Source organism: Pseudomonas sp. YuFO20 (assembly GCF_035064975.1).
Taxonomy (GTDB): domain Bacteria; phylum Pseudomonadota; class Gammaproteobacteria; order Pseudomonadales; family Pseudomonadaceae; genus Aquipseudomonas; species Aquipseudomonas putida_AE.
Genome location: NZ_JAXDEO010000007.1, coordinates 40070 through 55921 on the forward strand (window position 1 = coordinate 40070; position 15852 = coordinate 55921).

General features: G+C 60.3%; 15 protein-coding genes. 8 read left to right on the forward strand and 7 right to left on the reverse strand.

The annotated features are described in order from the left end of the window. Window positions 1-67: 67 nt before the first annotated feature. Entirely contained in the window at window positions 68-1438 is a 1371-nt protein-coding gene (gene eat / locus SOP85_RS05825; protein WP_083349793.1) for an ethanolamine permease, read from the reverse strand. A 211-nt stretch (window positions 1439-1649) separates the two neighbouring features. Then, window positions 1650-3170: an acetaldehyde dehydrogenase ExaC gene (gene exaC, locus SOP85_RS05830; RefSeq protein WP_274074440.1), complete on the reverse strand. Its 1521-nt coding sequence runs from the start codon at window positions 3168-3170 to the stop codon at window positions 1650-1652. A 301-nt stretch (window positions 3171-3471) separates the two neighbouring features. Here exaC and SOP85_RS05835 point away from each other — a divergent pair, with 301 nt between their 5' ends. Next, the gene (locus SOP85_RS05835; RefSeq protein ID WP_323626376.1) at window positions 3472-5394 is read left to right on the forward strand and encodes a sigma-54-dependent Fis family transcriptional regulator; all 1923 of its coding nucleotides are present in this window, start codon (window positions 3472-3474) and stop codon (window positions 5392-5394) included. A 36-nt stretch (window positions 5395-5430) separates the two neighbouring features. Here SOP85_RS05835 and SOP85_RS05840 read toward each other — a convergent pair whose 3' ends face one another. Beyond that, window positions 5431-6555 carry a J domain-containing protein gene (locus SOP85_RS05840; protein ID WP_323626377.1) on the reverse strand — a complete coding sequence of 375 codons (1125 nt, stop codon included), beginning with the start codon at window positions 6553-6555 and terminating at the stop codon, window positions 5431-5433. A 194-nt stretch (window positions 6556-6749) separates the two neighbouring features. On the opposite strand from SOP85_RS05840, the gene mpl reads away from it, so the two are divergent. Genes mpl through SOP85_RS05855 form a run of 3 tightly spaced genes read left to right on the forward strand, consistent with a single transcriptional unit; the run spans window position 6750 to window position 9005 of the window. Continuing rightward, complete coding sequence (gene mpl / locus SOP85_RS05845) at window positions 6750-8099, forward strand: UDP-N-acetylmuramate:L-alanyl-gamma-D-glutamyl-meso-diaminopimelate ligase (RefSeq protein WP_323626378.1); 1350 nt, start codon at window positions 6750-6752, stop codon at window positions 8097-8099. Continuing rightward, complete coding sequence (gene ubiX / locus SOP85_RS05850) at window positions 8096-8728, forward strand: flavin prenyltransferase UbiX (protein WP_274074444.1); 633 nt, start codon at window positions 8096-8098, stop codon at window positions 8726-8728. Before mpl ends, ubiX begins: the two co-directional genes overlap by 4 nt. Continuing rightward, on the forward strand, window positions 8721-9005 hold the full coding sequence (locus tag SOP85_RS05855) for a YceK/YidQ family lipoprotein (RefSeq protein WP_274074445.1): 285 nt from the start codon (window positions 8721-8723) through the stop codon (window positions 9003-9005). The genes ubiX and SOP85_RS05855 overlap by 8 nt, the downstream gene beginning before the upstream one ends. Window positions 9006-9090: 85 nt before the next feature. Here the strand turns inward: SOP85_RS05855 and SOP85_RS05860 are convergent, their stop codons facing one another. From SOP85_RS05860 to SOP85_RS05870, 3 genes are all read right to left on the reverse strand, one after another. Continuing rightward, window positions 9091-9732 (reverse strand): oxidoreductase, encoded by a 642-nt coding sequence (locus SOP85_RS05860; RefSeq protein ID WP_274074446.1) that lies wholly within the window; start codon window positions 9730-9732, stop codon window positions 9091-9093. Between the two features lie 27 nt (window positions 9733-9759). Next, a complete protein-coding gene (locus SOP85_RS05865) occupies window positions 9760-11478 on the reverse strand; it encodes a C13 family peptidase (protein WP_274074447.1) in 1719 nt (572 codons plus the stop codon). Between the two features lie 113 nt (window positions 11479-11591). After that, window positions 11592-12047: a MaoC family dehydratase gene (locus tag SOP85_RS05870; RefSeq protein WP_274074448.1), complete on the reverse strand. Its 456-nt coding sequence runs from the start codon at window positions 12045-12047 to the stop codon at window positions 11592-11594. A gap of 194 nt (window positions 12048-12241) precedes the next feature. Here SOP85_RS05870 and SOP85_RS05875 point away from each other — a divergent pair, with 194 nt between their 5' ends. From SOP85_RS05875 to SOP85_RS05890, 4 genes are all read left to right on the forward strand, one after another. Then, window positions 12242-12604 (forward strand): CidA/LrgA family protein, encoded by a 363-nt coding sequence (locus SOP85_RS05875; protein WP_274074449.1) that lies wholly within the window; start codon window positions 12242-12244, stop codon window positions 12602-12604. Beyond that, window positions 12601-13317 carry an LrgB family protein gene (locus SOP85_RS05880; protein ID WP_008065952.1) on the forward strand — a complete coding sequence of 239 codons (717 nt, stop codon included), beginning with the start codon at window positions 12601-12603 and terminating at the stop codon, window positions 13315-13317. Before SOP85_RS05875 ends, SOP85_RS05880 begins: the two co-directional genes overlap by 4 nt. Before the next feature lie 11 nt (window positions 13318-13328). Then, window positions 13329-13919 (forward strand): LON peptidase substrate-binding domain-containing protein, encoded by a 591-nt coding sequence (locus SOP85_RS05885; protein ID WP_274074450.1) that lies wholly within the window; start codon window positions 13329-13331, stop codon window positions 13917-13919. A 110-nt stretch (window positions 13920-14029) separates the two neighbouring features. Beyond that, window positions 14030-14290 (forward strand): hypothetical protein, encoded by a 261-nt coding sequence (locus tag SOP85_RS05890; RefSeq protein ID WP_323626379.1) that lies wholly within the window; start codon window positions 14030-14032, stop codon window positions 14288-14290. 136 nt (window positions 14291-14426) lie between these two features. Here SOP85_RS05890 and SOP85_RS05895 read toward each other — a convergent pair whose 3' ends face one another. Further along, window positions 14427-15743: a bifunctional DedA family/phosphatase PAP2 family protein gene (locus SOP85_RS05895; protein ID WP_323626380.1), complete on the reverse strand. Its 1317-nt coding sequence runs from the start codon at window positions 15741-15743 to the stop codon at window positions 14427-14429. Between the last annotated feature and the right edge of the window lie 109 nt (window positions 15744-15852).

A 15852-nucleotide genomic window follows, 5' to 3' on the forward strand; every position in this document is an offset into this window, starting at 1 on the left:
CAGCTCCTACAGGGGGGTGTGCACGTCCATAGGGCGTTGCCGGGCAACGGGCCCGGCGCCGGTGCAACTAGATCCCTTCGAGCATAGCGTCCGCCGGTGCTTCGGAACGTTGCCGCGCGGTCAGTTGGAAATACAGGTAGCCGGCGGCCATGAAGCCGAGGAAGACCAGGCCGATCAAGGTGTTGAACCATGCCATCGCCACCAGGCACACCAGCGCCAGGAACAGCGCGATCCCCGGTACGATCGGATAGCCCGGCGCGCGGAAGGTGCGCTCCAGGTTCGGCTCGGTTTTACGCAGCTTGAACAGGCTCAGCATACTGATGATGTACATCACGATGGCACCGAATACCGACATGGTGATCATGGCCGCCGTCAGCGACATGCCTTGCAGGTTGACCAGGCCATCGCTGTAGATGGCCGCAATGCCGATGACCCCACCGGCCAGGATCGCCCGATGCGGGGTCTGGAAGCGCGAGAGCTTGGCCAGGCTGCGCGGCAGGTAACCGGCGCGGGCCAGGGCGAAGAACTGGCGCGAGTAGCCGAGAATGATCCCGTGGAAACTCGCCACCAGGCCAAACAGCCCGATCCACACCAGCATGTGCATCCAGGTTGAATTGTTGCCAACCACCGCTTTCATGGCCTGGGGCAGCGGGTCGTTGATGTTGGCCAGCTGGCGCCAGTCGCCGACGCCACCGGCCATCACCATTGTGCCGATGGCCAGGAACACCAGGGTCAGGATGCCGCTGACGTAGGCCCTGGGAATCGTGCGTTTCGGGTCCTTGGCTTCCTCGGCGGCCATGGCTGCGCCTTCGATGGCGAGAAAGAACCAGATGGCGAAGGGAATGGCCGCGAAAATGCCGGGAATGGAAGCAATGGTGAATTCGCTGGAGCCAGACCAGCCATTAAGTACGAAGTTGCTGAAACTGAAGCCTGGCGCAACCACGCCCATGAAGACCAGCAGTTCGGCGACTGCCAGCACGGTCACCACCAGTTCGAAGGTGGCGGCGATGCTGACACCGAGGATATTGAGGGTCATGAACACGAAGTAGGCGCCCACCGCGGCGATTTTCGGATCCAGTTCCGGGTATTGCACGTTGAGATAGGCGCCGATGGCCATGGCGATGGCCGGCGGCGCGAATACGAATTCGATCAGGGTGGCGATGCCGGCGATCAATCCGCCTTTTTCACCGAAGGCCCGTCGACTGTAGGCAAACGGTCCGCCGGCATGGGGAATGGCCGTGGTCAATTCGGTGAAACTGAAGATGAAGCAGGTGTACATCGTTGCCACCATCAGTGCGGTGACGAGGAACCCCAGGGTCCCGGCGGTGCCCCAGCCATAACTCCAGCCGAAGTATTCGCCGGAGATCACCAGGCCAACGGCAATGCCCCATAGATGCAGGGTGCCGAGTGTGGGTTTGAGCTGTGTGGAAGAAGTCATAAGTCCTCGCTGTTTTTTTTTGATCTTGTTGGACTTGCGTGTGTTGCGTTTGGGTGTGATACGGGCAGGCAAAGCCCGTGCCAGAGCGGCCAGGCCTTGAGTGTTATGTCAATGAGGGCGCCTTCGCCGGCAAGCCGGCTCCTACAGGTGCGGTGTGATCCTTGTAGGAGCTGGCTTGCCAGCGAAAGCCGTTACGCGGTGTCGCGCCAGGTTAGAAGAAGCCCAGCGGATTGATGTCGTAGCTCACCAGCAGGTTTTTGGTCTGCTGATAGTGGTCGAGCATCATCTTGTGGGTTTCACGGCCGACGCCGGACTTCTTGTACCCGCCGAACGCGGCGTGCGCCGGGTACAGGTGGTAGCAGTTGGTCCAGACACGACCGGCCTTGATGGCGCGGCCCATGCGGTAGGCACGGTTGATGTCGCGGGTCCAGAGGCCGGCACCGAGGCCGAACTCGGTGTCGTTGGCGATGGCCAGGGCTTCGGCTTCGTCCTTGAAGGTGGTGATGCTCACCACCGGGCCGAAGATTTCTTCCTGGAACACGCGCATCTTGTTGGTGCCCTTGAGCAGGGTCGGCTGGATGTAATAACCGGAGGCCAGGTTGCCCTCGAGTTTTTCCACCTTGCCGCCGGTCAGCAGCTCGGCGCCTTCGCCCTTGGCGATTTCCAGGTAGGAAAGAATCTTGTCGAATTGCTGCTCGGACGCCTGGGCGCCGACCATGGTGTCGGTGTCCAGCGGGTCGCCACGTTTGATTTGCAGGACTTTCTTCATCACGACGGCCATGAACTCGTCATAGATCGATTCCTGCACCAGTGCGCGGGACGGGCAGGTGCAGACCTCACCCTGGTTGAAGAACGCCAGCACCAGGCCTTCGGCGGCTTTTTCGATGAAGGACGGTTCGGCCTTCATGATGTCTTCGAAGAAGATGTTCGGCGACTTGCCACCCAGCTCCACGGTGGACGGAATGATGTTTTCGGCGGCGCATTTCATGATGTGCGAGCCGACCGGGGTCGATCCGGTGAAAGCGATCTTGGCGATGCGCTTGCTGGTGGCGAGGGCTTCGCCGGCTTCTTTGCCGTAACCCTGGACAATGTTCAGCACGCCCGGTGGCAGCAGGTCGCCGATCAGCTCGACCAGTACGGTGATGCCCAGAGGGGTTTGCTCGGCAGGCTTGAGCACCACGCAGTTACCGGCGGCCAGGGCCGGGGCGAGTTTCCAGGCGGCCATCAGGATCGGGAAGTTCCACGGAATGATCTGCCCGACGACGCCCAGGGGTTCATGGATGTGATAGGCCACGGTGTTGCCGTCGATTTCGGCAGCGCTGCCTTCCTGGGCGCGGATGCAGCCGGCGAAGTAGCGGAAATGGTCGGCAGCCAGCGGGATGTCGGCATTGAGGGTTTCGCGCACGGCCTTGCCGTTGTCCCAGGATTCGGTGATCGCCAGCAGTTCCAGGTTCTGTTCGATGCGGTCGGCGATTTTCAGCAGCACCAGCGAGCGTGCCTGGGCGGACGTGGCGCCCCAGGCATCGGCGGCCGCGTGGGCAGCGTCCAGGGCCTTGTCGATGTCTTCGGCCGTGGAGCGTGGGAATTCGGCAATGGGTTGGCCATTCACTGGCGAGGTATTGGTGAAGTACTGACCTTTGACAGGCGCGACGAACTCGCCGCCGATGTAGTTACCGTATTTGGCTTTGAACGAAACGATAGCGCCTTCAGTACCGGGGTGAGCGTAACGCATGATGTTTTCTCCTTGGTTCTTGTGCTTATAAGGAAGACGCGCGTGTGCGCTTGCTTTAAGCGTAGAGCAAGGGTCGGGCCACTGCCTTGCAGGTCATGTAAATCAAGGCCTTGCGCGGTTTTTGTCGGACGGGCGGAGAGTGCTTGTGACGCTTTCGGTACAGTGCTCGTGACACTTTGTACCGTTTCTGGCACAGGCTGTGACTGGCCGGTCTCGCCAGCATTGCAATGCTGGCCCGGCTGGAGGATGCTCGGCATCACCGCATGCACGGGTCGCCGAGCCCCGGGGAGCATAATAAGAAATGCACGACAACCATTTGAGTCGCCATGCCCAGCAGGTATTGACCGTCGCCCAGGGCAAGGCCCACCTGCAGGGGCCGGGCAGCGACCCGTCCATCGCCCGTTCCTGGCTGCGGTGCCTGGAGGACTATCATCTCGACCCCGCCCTGACCATGGCGCCGACGGTGCTGGAACATGGCCGCGTCCTGGAAAGCCGCGAGCGCTTGCAGCAGGTGCTGCACATCGCCGGTAATGAAATGACCAGCCTTCATCAGCAACTCTCCGGTGCCGGCCACGCTGTGCTGTTGACCGATGCTCGCGGGGTGATCCTCAATTGCGTGACGGCACCGGCCGAACGCAAGATTTTCGAGTGTGCCGGTCTCTGGCTGGGCGCCGACTGGAGCGAGGCCTGTGAAGGCACCAACGGCATCGGCACCTGCCTGGTGGAGCGCCAGTCGCTGACCATTCACCAAGATGAGCATTTCCGCGGGCGACACACCGGCCTGACCTGTTCGGCAAGCCCGGTATTCGATCCGCACGGCGAGCTGTTGGCGGTTCTCGACGTGTCCTCTGCCCGGCACGAGGTTTCGCGGCAAAGTCAGTTTCACACCATGGCCCTGGTCAATCTTTCGGCGAAGATGATCGAGAGCTGCTATTTCCTGCGTTGTTTCGACAATCAATGGCTGCTGCGTTTTCATCTGCAGGCCGAGTCCGTCGGTTTGTTCAGCGAAGGGCTGCTGGCGTTCGACGGTGAAGGGCGGATCTGCGCGGTCAATCAGAGCGCACTGAACCTGCTGGGGCATATCCGTGGCGGCTTGCTGGGCAAGCCGGTGGAGGCGTTTTTCGACTGCTCGCTGGACGAACTGCTCGGCCGCGCGAGCGTCAACGCCAGCGCCAGCTGGCCACTGCGCACCCGTGACGGACGCAACCTGTTCGCCGTGTTGCGCGGGCAGTCGCGTAAAGCGCCGGTAACGCCGGTGCCGCTGGTGCCAGGCCCGGTGGTGGAAGAGCGCTCGCGCCTGTCGGGCATTTGCCTCGGCGATCCAACGTTGCAGGCGGATTTCCGCAAGGCCCTGCGCGTATACGAGCGGGACGTCCCTTTGCTGATCAACGGCGAAACCGGTTCGGGCAAAGAAGCCTTCGCCAAGGCCGTCCACCAGGCCAGCCAGCGAGCGGAAAAAGCCTTCGTCGCCCTCAACTGTGCGGCCATCCCCGAAAGCCTGATCGAGAGTGAGCTGTTCGGCTATCGCGGCGGCAGCTTCACCGGTGCGCGCAAGGAGGGCATGCGCGGCAAGCTGCAGCAGGCCGATGGCGGGACCTTGTTCCTCGACGAAATCGGCGACATGCCGCTGGCCATGCAGACCCGTTTGTTGCGCGTGCTGGAAGATCGGCAAGTGGTGCCAATCGGTGGCGAGCCGGAATCAGTCAACGTGCGGATCATCAGTGCCACGCACCGCAATCTGCTGGAGCGGGTGCAGGACGGCGGTTTTCGCGAGGATCTTTATTATCGGCTCAATGGGCTCGAAGTCGCGTTGCCGGCGTTGCGCGAGCGCAGTGACAAATCGCAGTTGCTCGACTTTCTGCTGGCCGAGGAGGCGCGCGGGGAAACCGTGCTGATCGACAGGCCGGCGCGCGAGGCGTTGTTGGGATTCGCCTGGCCGGGCAACGTGCGGCAGATGCGAAATGTGTTGCGTACGTTGGCGGCGTTGTGTGACGGCGGACGGATCGGGCTGGAGGATCTGCCGGCGATGATTCGTCAGGCGCAGCCGGTGGTCGTGCCAAAAATTGAAGAGCCTTGCGAACATCCGCTGGAAGATGCCGAGCGGCTGGCGCTGTTGAATGCGCTGGAGCATACGCGGTGGCATATGACGAATACGGCTGAGCTGTTGGGGCTCAGCCGCAATACCCTCTACAGGAAGCTACGCAAGCACGGGATCTCCCGTTAGGGAGTGGGTATTTGAGTGAACCTGAACAACTGTGGCTCAACGAAAAAATGTATCCGGGAAGTCATCGAATAGAGTTTCATCAAACTCCATGGTCTTCTGATATTGCCGTAGTTGCTTTAGCCATGATTTCAGGACTTTAGGATCCTTGAGCTGTTCATGCAGAACGCTTAGCTCTTCGATGTCAGTGATCAACATGTCGAGTTGGTGTTGATAGATGTCAGGCAGGTTCTGAACGGATAGCTCATCGAATGGCTCGAGATTGAATTGTTGCCTGAAAGACAGTTCAAGGTTGAGCACTTCCAGTTCCAACTCATCCAGTTGCTCGGTCAGGACCTGGTTGTAGTGCTTGAGTCGATCAGCAGACAGAGTTTCAAGAGTGCTCGCATTGATGTGCTCCATTTCCAACTGCAGTTGCAGCAGTTCGAGCAAGTTCCGTTCGCTATATGCCTGGTTGACGCGCTGCATCAGAGATGTCTTTCGTTTACGCTCGTCCGGATCGGTTTCCCGGTCGGGGTGCAGGGCACTGGCCAGTTTGCGGTAAACCTCGCGAATAGATTGACTGACTTGGGCAGCCTCTTCTTTCAGGCGCTGCTGGCGTGCGTTTTTTTTACCCGGTTTTTGCTGCTGTGCGGTGTGTTCAGCTTGCTGCTGTTCAAGAATTTTTTGCGCAATGTCTTCAGGGGACTGCATGTCGACATCATCGTCCAACTCAACACCGAATATGTCTTTCAGGCCGAGTTTGAGTAATTCGTCTCCTTCACGCTCATCAGCATCAAAGTCACCGCCGCTATGCTTGTTGTACAGCGCTTTCAAAGCGGCTTCCTGCTCCTCATTACAGCCGCGATCGATCAATGAGTAAGCTTGGTCAAGGATTTCCTGAACCAAGGTCCGGCGATCGACTTTCGAGAGCTTGATCCGTTCGCTGAGATGATCCAGGGCATGCACAAGCTCAACATTGCATTGATGAAATTGCTCGAGCCGGGGGGCGAACTCGAGATGCCAACGTTCGATATACAGGGGAGTAGCGGATTGCCATTCCTGAAGCACCAGGCGTTGTTTTTCGATCTTCTTGATGAGCCCGTTGAATTTCCGCTGTCCAGCGGAAAGTTTTTTCGTGCCTGAGGCAGGTGCGATGTTGATCTGGGAAGTGTTGTTCTTCACGGACTGCTCCAAGTGAACGTTCAAGGGATGAGCGGCATTATCAAGGTAAATCCAGCCTGGAACAGCGCATTCTGATGCCAAGTGTTTTCGGATGATGCAATAGTGTAGAGGGAAGCAGCATGGGTCAGCTCAAACACAAGGTGCGATTTTCCCCTCCCTAAGCTAACCTGCGGCCATGTTTTACGAGGTCGACTATGCACATTCATATTCTGGGTATCTGCGGCACTTTCATGGGTTCGATGGCGGTCCTGGCCAAAGAGCTCGGCCATCACGTGACCGGCTCCGATGCCAACGTCTACCCGCCGATGAGCACTCAGCTCGAGGCTCAGGGCATTGAGTTGACCCAGGGCTACGACCCGGCGCAACTGGACCCGGCCCCCGATCTGGTGGTCATCGGCAACGCCATGTCGCGCGGCAACCCGGCGGTCGAATACGTGCTGAACAAAGGCCTGCCTTACGTTTCCGGCCCGCAATGGCTGGCCGACCACGTGCTGCAGGGCCGCTGGGTACTGGCGGTCGCCGGTACGCACGGCAAGACCACCACCAGCAGCATGCTCGCCTGGGTGCTGGAGCACGCGGGCATGAGCCCGGGCTTCCTGATCGGCGGTGTACCGCAGAACTTCTCGGTATCGGCGCGCCTGGGTGACACACCGTTTTTCGTGATCGAAGCCGACGAGTACGACAGCGCGTTCTTCGACAAACGCTCCAAGTTCGTTCACTACCGTCCGCGCACGGCGATCCTGAACAACCTGGAGTTCGACCACGCCGATATCTTCCCGGATCTGCCGGCCATCGAGCGACAGTTCCACCATCTGGTGCGAACCATCCCGAGCGAAGGCCTGGTGATTCATCCGACTACCGAACCGGCCTTGCTGCGCGTGATCGAGATGGGTTGCTGGACCCCGGTGCAAACCACCGGTGCCGGCGGGCAGTGGCAGGTCAAGCTGCTCAGTGAGGATGGCTCGAAGTTCGAAGTGATGTTCGAAGGCGTCACTCAAGGCGTGGTCGATTGGGACATGACCGGCCAGCATAACGTGGCCAATGCATTGGCCACCTTGGCTGCCGCGCGCCATGTTGGCGTGGTTCCGGCCATGGGCATCGCCGCATTGAGCGCCTTCAAAAGCGTGAAGCGACGCATGGAAAAAGTCGCAGAGATGCGCGGCATCACCATCTACGATGACTTCGCTCACCACCCGACGGCCATCGCCACCACACTCGACGGCCTGCGCAAGCGCATTGGCGATGCGCCGTTGATTGCGATCATCGAACCGCGCTCCAACTCCATGAAGCTGGGCGCGCACCGTGACGGCTTGCCGGAGAGCGTGGTCGATGCCGACCAGGTGATCTGGTATGCACCGGCCAATCTCGGCTGGGATCTGGCCGGCACCGCGGCGCTGTGCACGGTACCGTCGATTGTCAGCGACTCGCTGGAAGGCATCATCGAGCGGGTCAAGAGCCAGGCCCAGCCGGGCACCCACGTGGTGATCATGAGCAACGGCGGCTTCGGCGGCCTGCACGGCAAGCTGGCCGAGGCGCTCAAATGAGTAACGGTCCGGACCGCATCACGCTGGCGATGACGGGCGCTTCCGGCGCCCAGTATGGCTTGCGCCTGCTCGATTGCCTGGTGCGCGAAGAGCGCGAAGTGCACTTCCTGATTTCCAAGGCCGCGCAACTGGTGATGGCCACCGAAACCGACGTCACGCTACCGGCCAAGCCACAGATGATGCAGGCCTTCCTCACCGAATACACCGGTGCCGCCGCCGGGCAGATTCGGGTCTACGGCAAGGAAGACTGGATGTCCCCGGTGGCCTCGGGCTCCGGTGCGCCGGCGGCGATGGTGGTGGTGCCGTGCTCCACCGGGACCCTGTCGGCTATCGCGACGGGAGCGTGCAACAACCTGATCGAACGCGCCGCCGATGTCACGCTCAAGGAGCGCCGGCAGTTGATCCTGGTGCCCCGTGAAGCGCCATATTCGAGCATTCACCTGGAGCACATGCTCAAGTTGTCGAACATGGGCGTGACGATTTTGCCGGCCTCGCCGGGTTTCTACCATCAGCCACAAACCATCGACGACCTGATCGATTTCGTCGTGGCGCGGATCCTCAATCTGCTGAACATTCCCCAGGACATGCTGCCGCGTTGGGGCGAATACCATCTGACCAGCGATGAGTAAGTGGTTGCTGATAGTGCTGGCGTTACAGCTGGCGGGATGTGCGACGGCGCGTACGCTGGATGCGGCCAAGCCAGGCGCGCCAGTGGTGTACTCCGGGACGCGGCTGGATTTGTATGCGCTCAATGGCGGTTGTTGCGCGATGGACCGCTTCGGCGCCGAGGCACCGAGCTATCCGGGTGTTGATCTGCCGGCCAGTGCGTTGCTCGACACACTGTTGTTGCCATTGTCGTTGCTGACGGTGATCGGCGTGAGTTTCCAGGCAACCGGCGGATTGTAAAAACAAAAGATCGCAGCCTTCGGCAGCTCCTACATTGGGAAGGTGTACACCCTGTAGGAGCTGCCGAAGGCTGCGATCTTTTGATCTATTTGCCCAGCTTCCTCAACTCATCCGACTCGACAATCCGCACCCCATCCTGCTCCTCCAGGGCGAGGCGCCACATCGCGCGGGCCAGCTGACAGGCTTCTATGCCTCGGTACTTGCCGGGAATCAGTTTCGACAAGGGCCCGGCGAACTGCTCGCCCAGGCGTGGCTGGGTGCGTTCGCCCAACAGCAACGAAGGACGGCAGATGGTCAGCTGCGGCCAGTCCTGCGCGCGCAAGGCATATTCCATTTCGCCTTTGACCCGGTTGTAGAAAATCGAGGACCTGCGATCGGCGCCCAGGGCGCTGATCACGATCAGGTGCCGTGCGCCCATCTCCCGGGCACGCTTGGCGAACGCCACCACCATGTCCAGGTCCACCGCGCGAAACGCCTGCTCAGAGCCGGCCTGTTTGATGGTGGTGCCCAGGCAGCAGTAGGCGATGTCGACGCGGCCGTTCAATTGCGGCAGGAACTCAGTGGGGTCGCCTACCGGGTTCTCCAGGTGCGGATGTTCGGCCAGTGGTCGGCGCGAGGGGGCCAATACTCGCGATATCGTTGGCTCGTTGAGCAAGCGATCGAGTAAGTGTTCACCGGTCAAACCAGTAGCTCCGGCAAGCAACACGTGCTGAGGCGTCAAGTACATAATGTTTCTCCCTTGATACAGTTCAGCTTAGTTGTTCTTTGCATCCTTGCTGTCAATGGAGACACTTTGCAGCGCTTTTCGTGCCTGCTGCTTACGTAACAGTTGCCAATGCGAGAGCACGGTTTTCGGTGCCCAGATCTGCGGTTCGGAGGCTTCGAAATTGTCCGCCAGCTCGCGCTCGGCGACAGTGGCCTTGGCCAGTTTGAAGGCTTGCTCCAGGTCATCGGTCTGGTTCAGCGCCTGGGCGAACAGGGCGTCGCCGAAGTAGGTGAAGTTAGCTTCTTCGGAACAGCCGAAGGACACGCGGTCAGCTCGCGAAGCGGTCATGATCAGGGTGCGTTCGTCCTTCAGGGCGGGGATGAAACCGCCGGAGTAGCAGGACGAGATCACGATGATCTTGTCGCGGTTTTTCAGCGGGGCAAGGACGGCGGCAAGCTCGTCGGCGGGCAGGTCCGCCAGTTCCATGCGCGGCTGGTCGAGCACCAGTTCGTGCTCGCTGGTGCCATGGCTGGTCAGGTAGATGAACACCAGGTCTTCCGGGCCGCTGCGTTCGGCCAGCGTCTGGGCGGCGCGCCGCAGGTTCTCCCGGGTTGCCATCGGCCGGTCGCCGAGGTGGTCGCGATGGTTCACCAGGCGGATCTGGCCATAGGCGCCGAAGCGGCTGGTGAGCATGTTCGCGACATAGTCGGATTCGCGCAGGAACACGCTCTGCTTGCCGTCGCCGCCAAGGGTCAGGGTATAAAGCTCCACGGCCGGGGTCGAGGCTGGAACGTTGCTCAGCGCCTCTTCGAGCAAGCGCCCCTGGGCCAGCAAGCCAAGCTCGAGGGTGTCGGGCAGCAATTTGCCCTCGGCATCGCGCACGCGCTGGCCGTTGATCCAGGTGCCACTGAGCACGGAACCGTCGGTGAGGACCAGGGTGCCGCGCCCGGAGTAAGTGTCGTTGTCGAACTGGCCGGTGTAGAAGCTGCCGTCGGCCAGGTTCAAGCGGCCCTGGCCGGTGAAGCGCCAGTCGCTGAAGTGGCCGATGTAATGGCTGCCGTCGGCGCCGATCAATTCGCCCTTGCCGTTGAGCGAACCTTCCTTGAACTGACCCAGCCAGACGTCGCCGTCGGCGTTTTCATAACGACCCTTGCCGTGCAATTGGTTGTTCTTGAACCCGCCGACATAGATATCGCCTTCGGCACTGTTGAAGGTTCCGTTGCCTTCCAGCTGACCATCGACGAAGTGCCCGGTGAATTGATTGCCGCTGCCGTCGCTGCGTTGGCCATCGCCATTGGGCTTGCCGTGGGCGAACTGGCCCTGATAGGCGCTGCCATCTTCGAGCTCCAGGCGGCCAAGCCCCGAATATTGGTCGGCCTTGAACCCGCCCCGGTAAAGCATGCCGTGTTCTTTGAGGGTGCCTTCGCCGTCGCGTCGGCCCAGCTTGAAGCCACCGTCGTAACTGCCACCGTTGGTGGTCAGGGACCCTTGGCCATCGAACAGGCCTTGCTTGAACTGCCCGCGATAGACCTCGCCATTGCTGCCATGCCATTCACCCTGGCCATGCCACTGGCCCTGATCGAACTCGCCGGCGTACCAGCTGCCGTTCGGGTAGTCGATGCGGCCCTGGCCCTGCAGCAACCCGTTGACCAGCTCCCCGCGATAGCGTCCACCGTCCGGCAGGCGGGCATCCGCGGGCAATAGCGATTCGCCGTCGCCGCAAGCGGTGAGCATCAGGGTCAAGGCGAGGAGTGCAAGTGGGCGCATAGCGGGTTCCGGGCAATTAGGCGACCGAGTATGCCGCAGCTATGTGTCCTTATACAGCCGGTAGAAAAACAGCCGGTGCGAAACAGCCTGTGCTGCTTCGCATCCCGGAGGGCTTACACGAAGCAGAGCGACAGGGATTCGGCGACGTACGCCGGTTTGTCCATGCCGTCGATTTCCAGTGTGGCGATGGCCTTGAGCAGCCATTGACCGGGTTTTTTCTCGGTGACCTCGGACAGTTCGACCTTGAGGCGCACCTTCGAATCGACCTTGACCGGCTGAATGAAGCGCACGCTGTCCAGACCGTAGTTGACCACCATCTTCAAGCCTTCTGGCATGACGAGGATGTCTTCCATCAGTTTCGGAATCAGCGACAGCGACAGAAAGCCGTGGGCAATGGTACCGCCAAAGGGCGTTTGCGCGGCCTTGACCGGGTCGACGTGGATGAACTGATAGTCCCCGGTGGCTTCGGCGAACAGGTTGATGCGCTCCTGATCGATGGTGAGCCATTCGGAACGTCCGAGTTCCTTGCCGATATAATCTTTGAGCTCTGCAACGGGTACATAGGGCATTGAGACTCTCCTGGGTTCATCGATTTTATAGTTTTTAGGTGGGGGGATTTGACCTCCCGGATTTACCACTTTAGATCACCATGGCAAAAGGCCGCGGTCAACAGACCATGCTTATGGCGAATGCCGGTCCATAGCGCAAGCGTGCTTATAATGCGCGGGCCAATGCGGGTGACCGATTTTGCGGGAGATCTTTGATGTTGTTACGTGGCCTGACCTGGCTGGTGCTGTTCCAATTGCTCGGCACCGCGATCAACCATTTGTTCCTGCCCTTCCTGCCGGGGCCGATCATCGGCCTGCTGCTGTTGCTGATATTTCTGATCGGTCGTGGCCAGGTCGGTGAGCCGTTGAACCTTGCAGCCAGCAGCCTGCTGCGCTACCTGCCATTGCTGCTGGTGCCGCCGGCCGTGGGGGTGATGGTGTACGCCGCGGACATCGCCGCCGATTTCTGGGCCATTGTCGGCGCGCTGGTGTTGTCATTGTTGCTGTCGATGGCGTTCGCTGGTGTCCTCATGCAACGCATGGTCAAGCGCCATGTTCAACCTGAGGACGGCCAATGATCCTGGACTGGCACGGCGCCTGGACGTCGGTGATACATCATCCCTTGTTCGGCATCGGCATCACGCTCGGCGCCTATCAGCTGGTTTTGGCGGCGTTCGAGAAAACCCGCTGGATCTTTTTGCAGCCTGTGCTGGTCTCCATGTTGCTGGTGATCGGTGTGCTGGTCGGCTGCGGCCTGACCTACGCCGAGTACCGCAAGAGCACCGAGATCCTGAGCATTCTGCTGGGTCCCGCGACGGTCGCGCTGGCCGTGCCGCTTTACCTCAATCTGCGGCGGATCCGACAGTTGTTCTGGCCGATATTTACTACGCTGGTGATAGGCGGTGTGGTCGCCACGTGCATGGGCGTGCTGTTGGGCTGGTGGTTTGGGGCCGAACACATGATCCTGATGACCATGGCGCCGAAATCGGTGACGTCGCCCATCGCCATGCTGGTAGCCGAGCAGATTGGTGGCGTCGCCGCGCTGGCGGCGGTGTTCGTGCTGATCACCGGGGTAATCGGGGCGATCTTCGGCCCGAGCCTGTTGACCCGGCTTGGTGTCCACAGTCCCGAGGCTCGCGGCATGGCCCTGGGCATGACCGCCCATGCGGTCGGCACCGCGGTGGCGATGCAGGAAAGTGACGAATGTGGCGCCTTCGCGGCGCTGGCGATGAGTTTGATGGGCGTGGCCACGGCGGTATTCCTGCCGTTGGCGGTGTCGATGGTGGTGTAAGGAATATGTCTATGAGTCTGCCGCTTTTTCCGCTGAACACGGTGCTGTTTCCGGGTTGCATCCTCGATCTGCAGATTTTCGAGGCGCGTTACCTGGACATGATCGGTCGCTGCATGAAACAGGGCGGCGGCTTCGGCGTGGTGTGCATCCTTGAAGGGAGCGAAGTCGGTATCGCGCCGCAGGGCTTTGCCATGGTCGGTTGTGAAGCGCGCATCACCGATTTTCAGCAGCAGGACAACGGCCTGCTGGGGATACGGGTTGAGGGCGGGCGACGGTTCAACGTGTTGACCACCGAAGTCCAGCGCGACCAGCTGATCCTCGCCGAGGTCGAATGGCTGGAAGACGAGCCTGAGCAGCCGCTGCAGGACGAAGACGCCGATCTGGTGGCCTTGCTCAAGGCCCTGGCCGAACACCCGATGGTCGAAGCGCTGAACATGGGCACCGAGGCCACCGGACAACAGTCGCTGGCCAACCAGCTGGCTTACCTGTTGCCGTTTGCCGAAGTGGACAAGATCGACCTGCTGCAACTTGATGATCCGCAGCAACGGCTGGATGCGATTCAGGCGTTGCTGGATGAGTTGCAGGGGGAGTTGTTTGCTTAATTGTTTTGTTTTAATTTTAAAATTAAAATGCTTGTAAGGCGACGTTCTTCTAATTAAGTTTTCCTTGTGGTCCAGGTTTCTGGATCGACATAACAAGGAGAGTTTTAATTATGGATGTTAAAGTTGTTGATCCTGCTTTTTTTAGCCCGCTTGATCCCTCACAAAGGGAGGCGTATTTTTTTATTCTGACTGAGATTTGGCGTCAAATCGCCGATGAGTTGGTGGTCCGCAATCCGGCTGCTCGGTATGTTGAAATCCGGGATAAGGTAGACGCTGAGCTCGATGCCGTATTTAAGCGATATGACGGACGTCTGCATGACTTTCTTGAGGAGCGGGCTGCCGAAGCTATTAACAGAATCCCTTTTCCATAATAATCACTGGTTGTTCCCGTGATCGTAGTTTGCCTTTTATATGAGGTTAAATTACTACTTGTAAAAAACAATCCCGCTCAGTTCGAGCGGGATTGTTTTTTTGGGGGGGCGACTTTAGATTGGCTGAAAATCTTTGTTAATAGGAATACCGCAACATCGTATGCGGTAGATGCCGCAAGACGAAGAATCCGAAAAGCGCTACCAACGATGGCAGGACCAGCCACCAGACCCTGGGTGGCATGGCGTTGAGCGAGGTTTGACGCTGAATCAACCACAAACTCGCCGCACAAACACACGACGCCAGCATCGCGCCCGCCAGCACATCCGTCGGCCAGTGTGCACCGAGGTAAACGCGGGAGAGGGCGATCGCCAGCGCCGGCAAGCACGCCACCAGCAACCAGGTCAGGCGCATCCGTGGCGGTTGCCCGCGGCCGGCCAGGACGGCGAGGGTCAGGAACAGTGCAAACGCCCCGGATGCATGGCCGCTGGGCATGCTGTAGCTGGTCAGCGGGTCGCTCAATACCTCCGGGCGCACGCGGCCGAAAAAGTGTTTGGTCAGGGTGTTGCCCAGCGCGGTGCAGAGCAGGGTGGTGGTGGCGAAGATCAGCTGGCGCCATTGCCGGGTAATCAGCAGCAGCACCACCAGCAAGGCGCTGAAAATCAGCATGTTGCGGAATTCGCCAATCAGGGTGAAGACCACGGCCACTTCATCGAGCGTCGGGCTGCGGTGCTCCTGCACCAGGGTCATGACCCCCTGATCGAGGGCGTCCAGGTGGGGATAACCGATAAACAGACCCGCCAGAATCAGCAAGCTCATGCCGGCAATGAACACCGTGGCCTTGCGATGGCGGCGCAGGCTGCTGGTTGCGCTCAGCCCGACCATGATTGCAATGCTGCCGGCCACGATGCCGGCCTCAAGCCAGAAGCCTTCGGGCAGCGGCAATCGAATCGCCGCGCCTGTGGCCCAGCCCGGTAGCAGGTATGCCACCGACCAGCCGGCGCCAGCCAGCAGGCTGACCGCGAAGAAGCGCGGGAAGGGCATGTCGAACATCCCGGCGACCATCGGCAGCATCGGGCGCAGGGGGCCGATGAAGCGCCCGACCAGCAGGCTGGCGATACCGTAGCGCTGGAAATACGCTTCTGCCCCGGCGATCCATTCCGGGTGATGACGCAAGCCCGGCAGGCGCCGGATGTTCTGATGGAAGTGGCGGCCGAGGAAATACGAAACCACGTCGCCGAGCACGCCGGCGAGAAAACCCAGGAGCAACGTCTCACTCAACGACAACGCGCCGCTGCCGGCCAGTACCGCCACGGCGAACAGCAATACGGTGCCAGGCACGATCAGGCCGGCAATCGCCAGGCATTCCACAAAGGCCACGATGAATACCGCTGCCGCCAGCCATTGCGGGTTGACCGTCAACCAGCCGGTCACGCTTTCGAGCCATGGGCCCATAAAAACAACTCCATCGAATTCAAATGGCCCTTGGCGGGCGAATATCATCTTTAAACGCTACGGGTCCCCTGTAGGAGCGAGCTTGCTCGCGAAAGCGGTGGATCAGCCA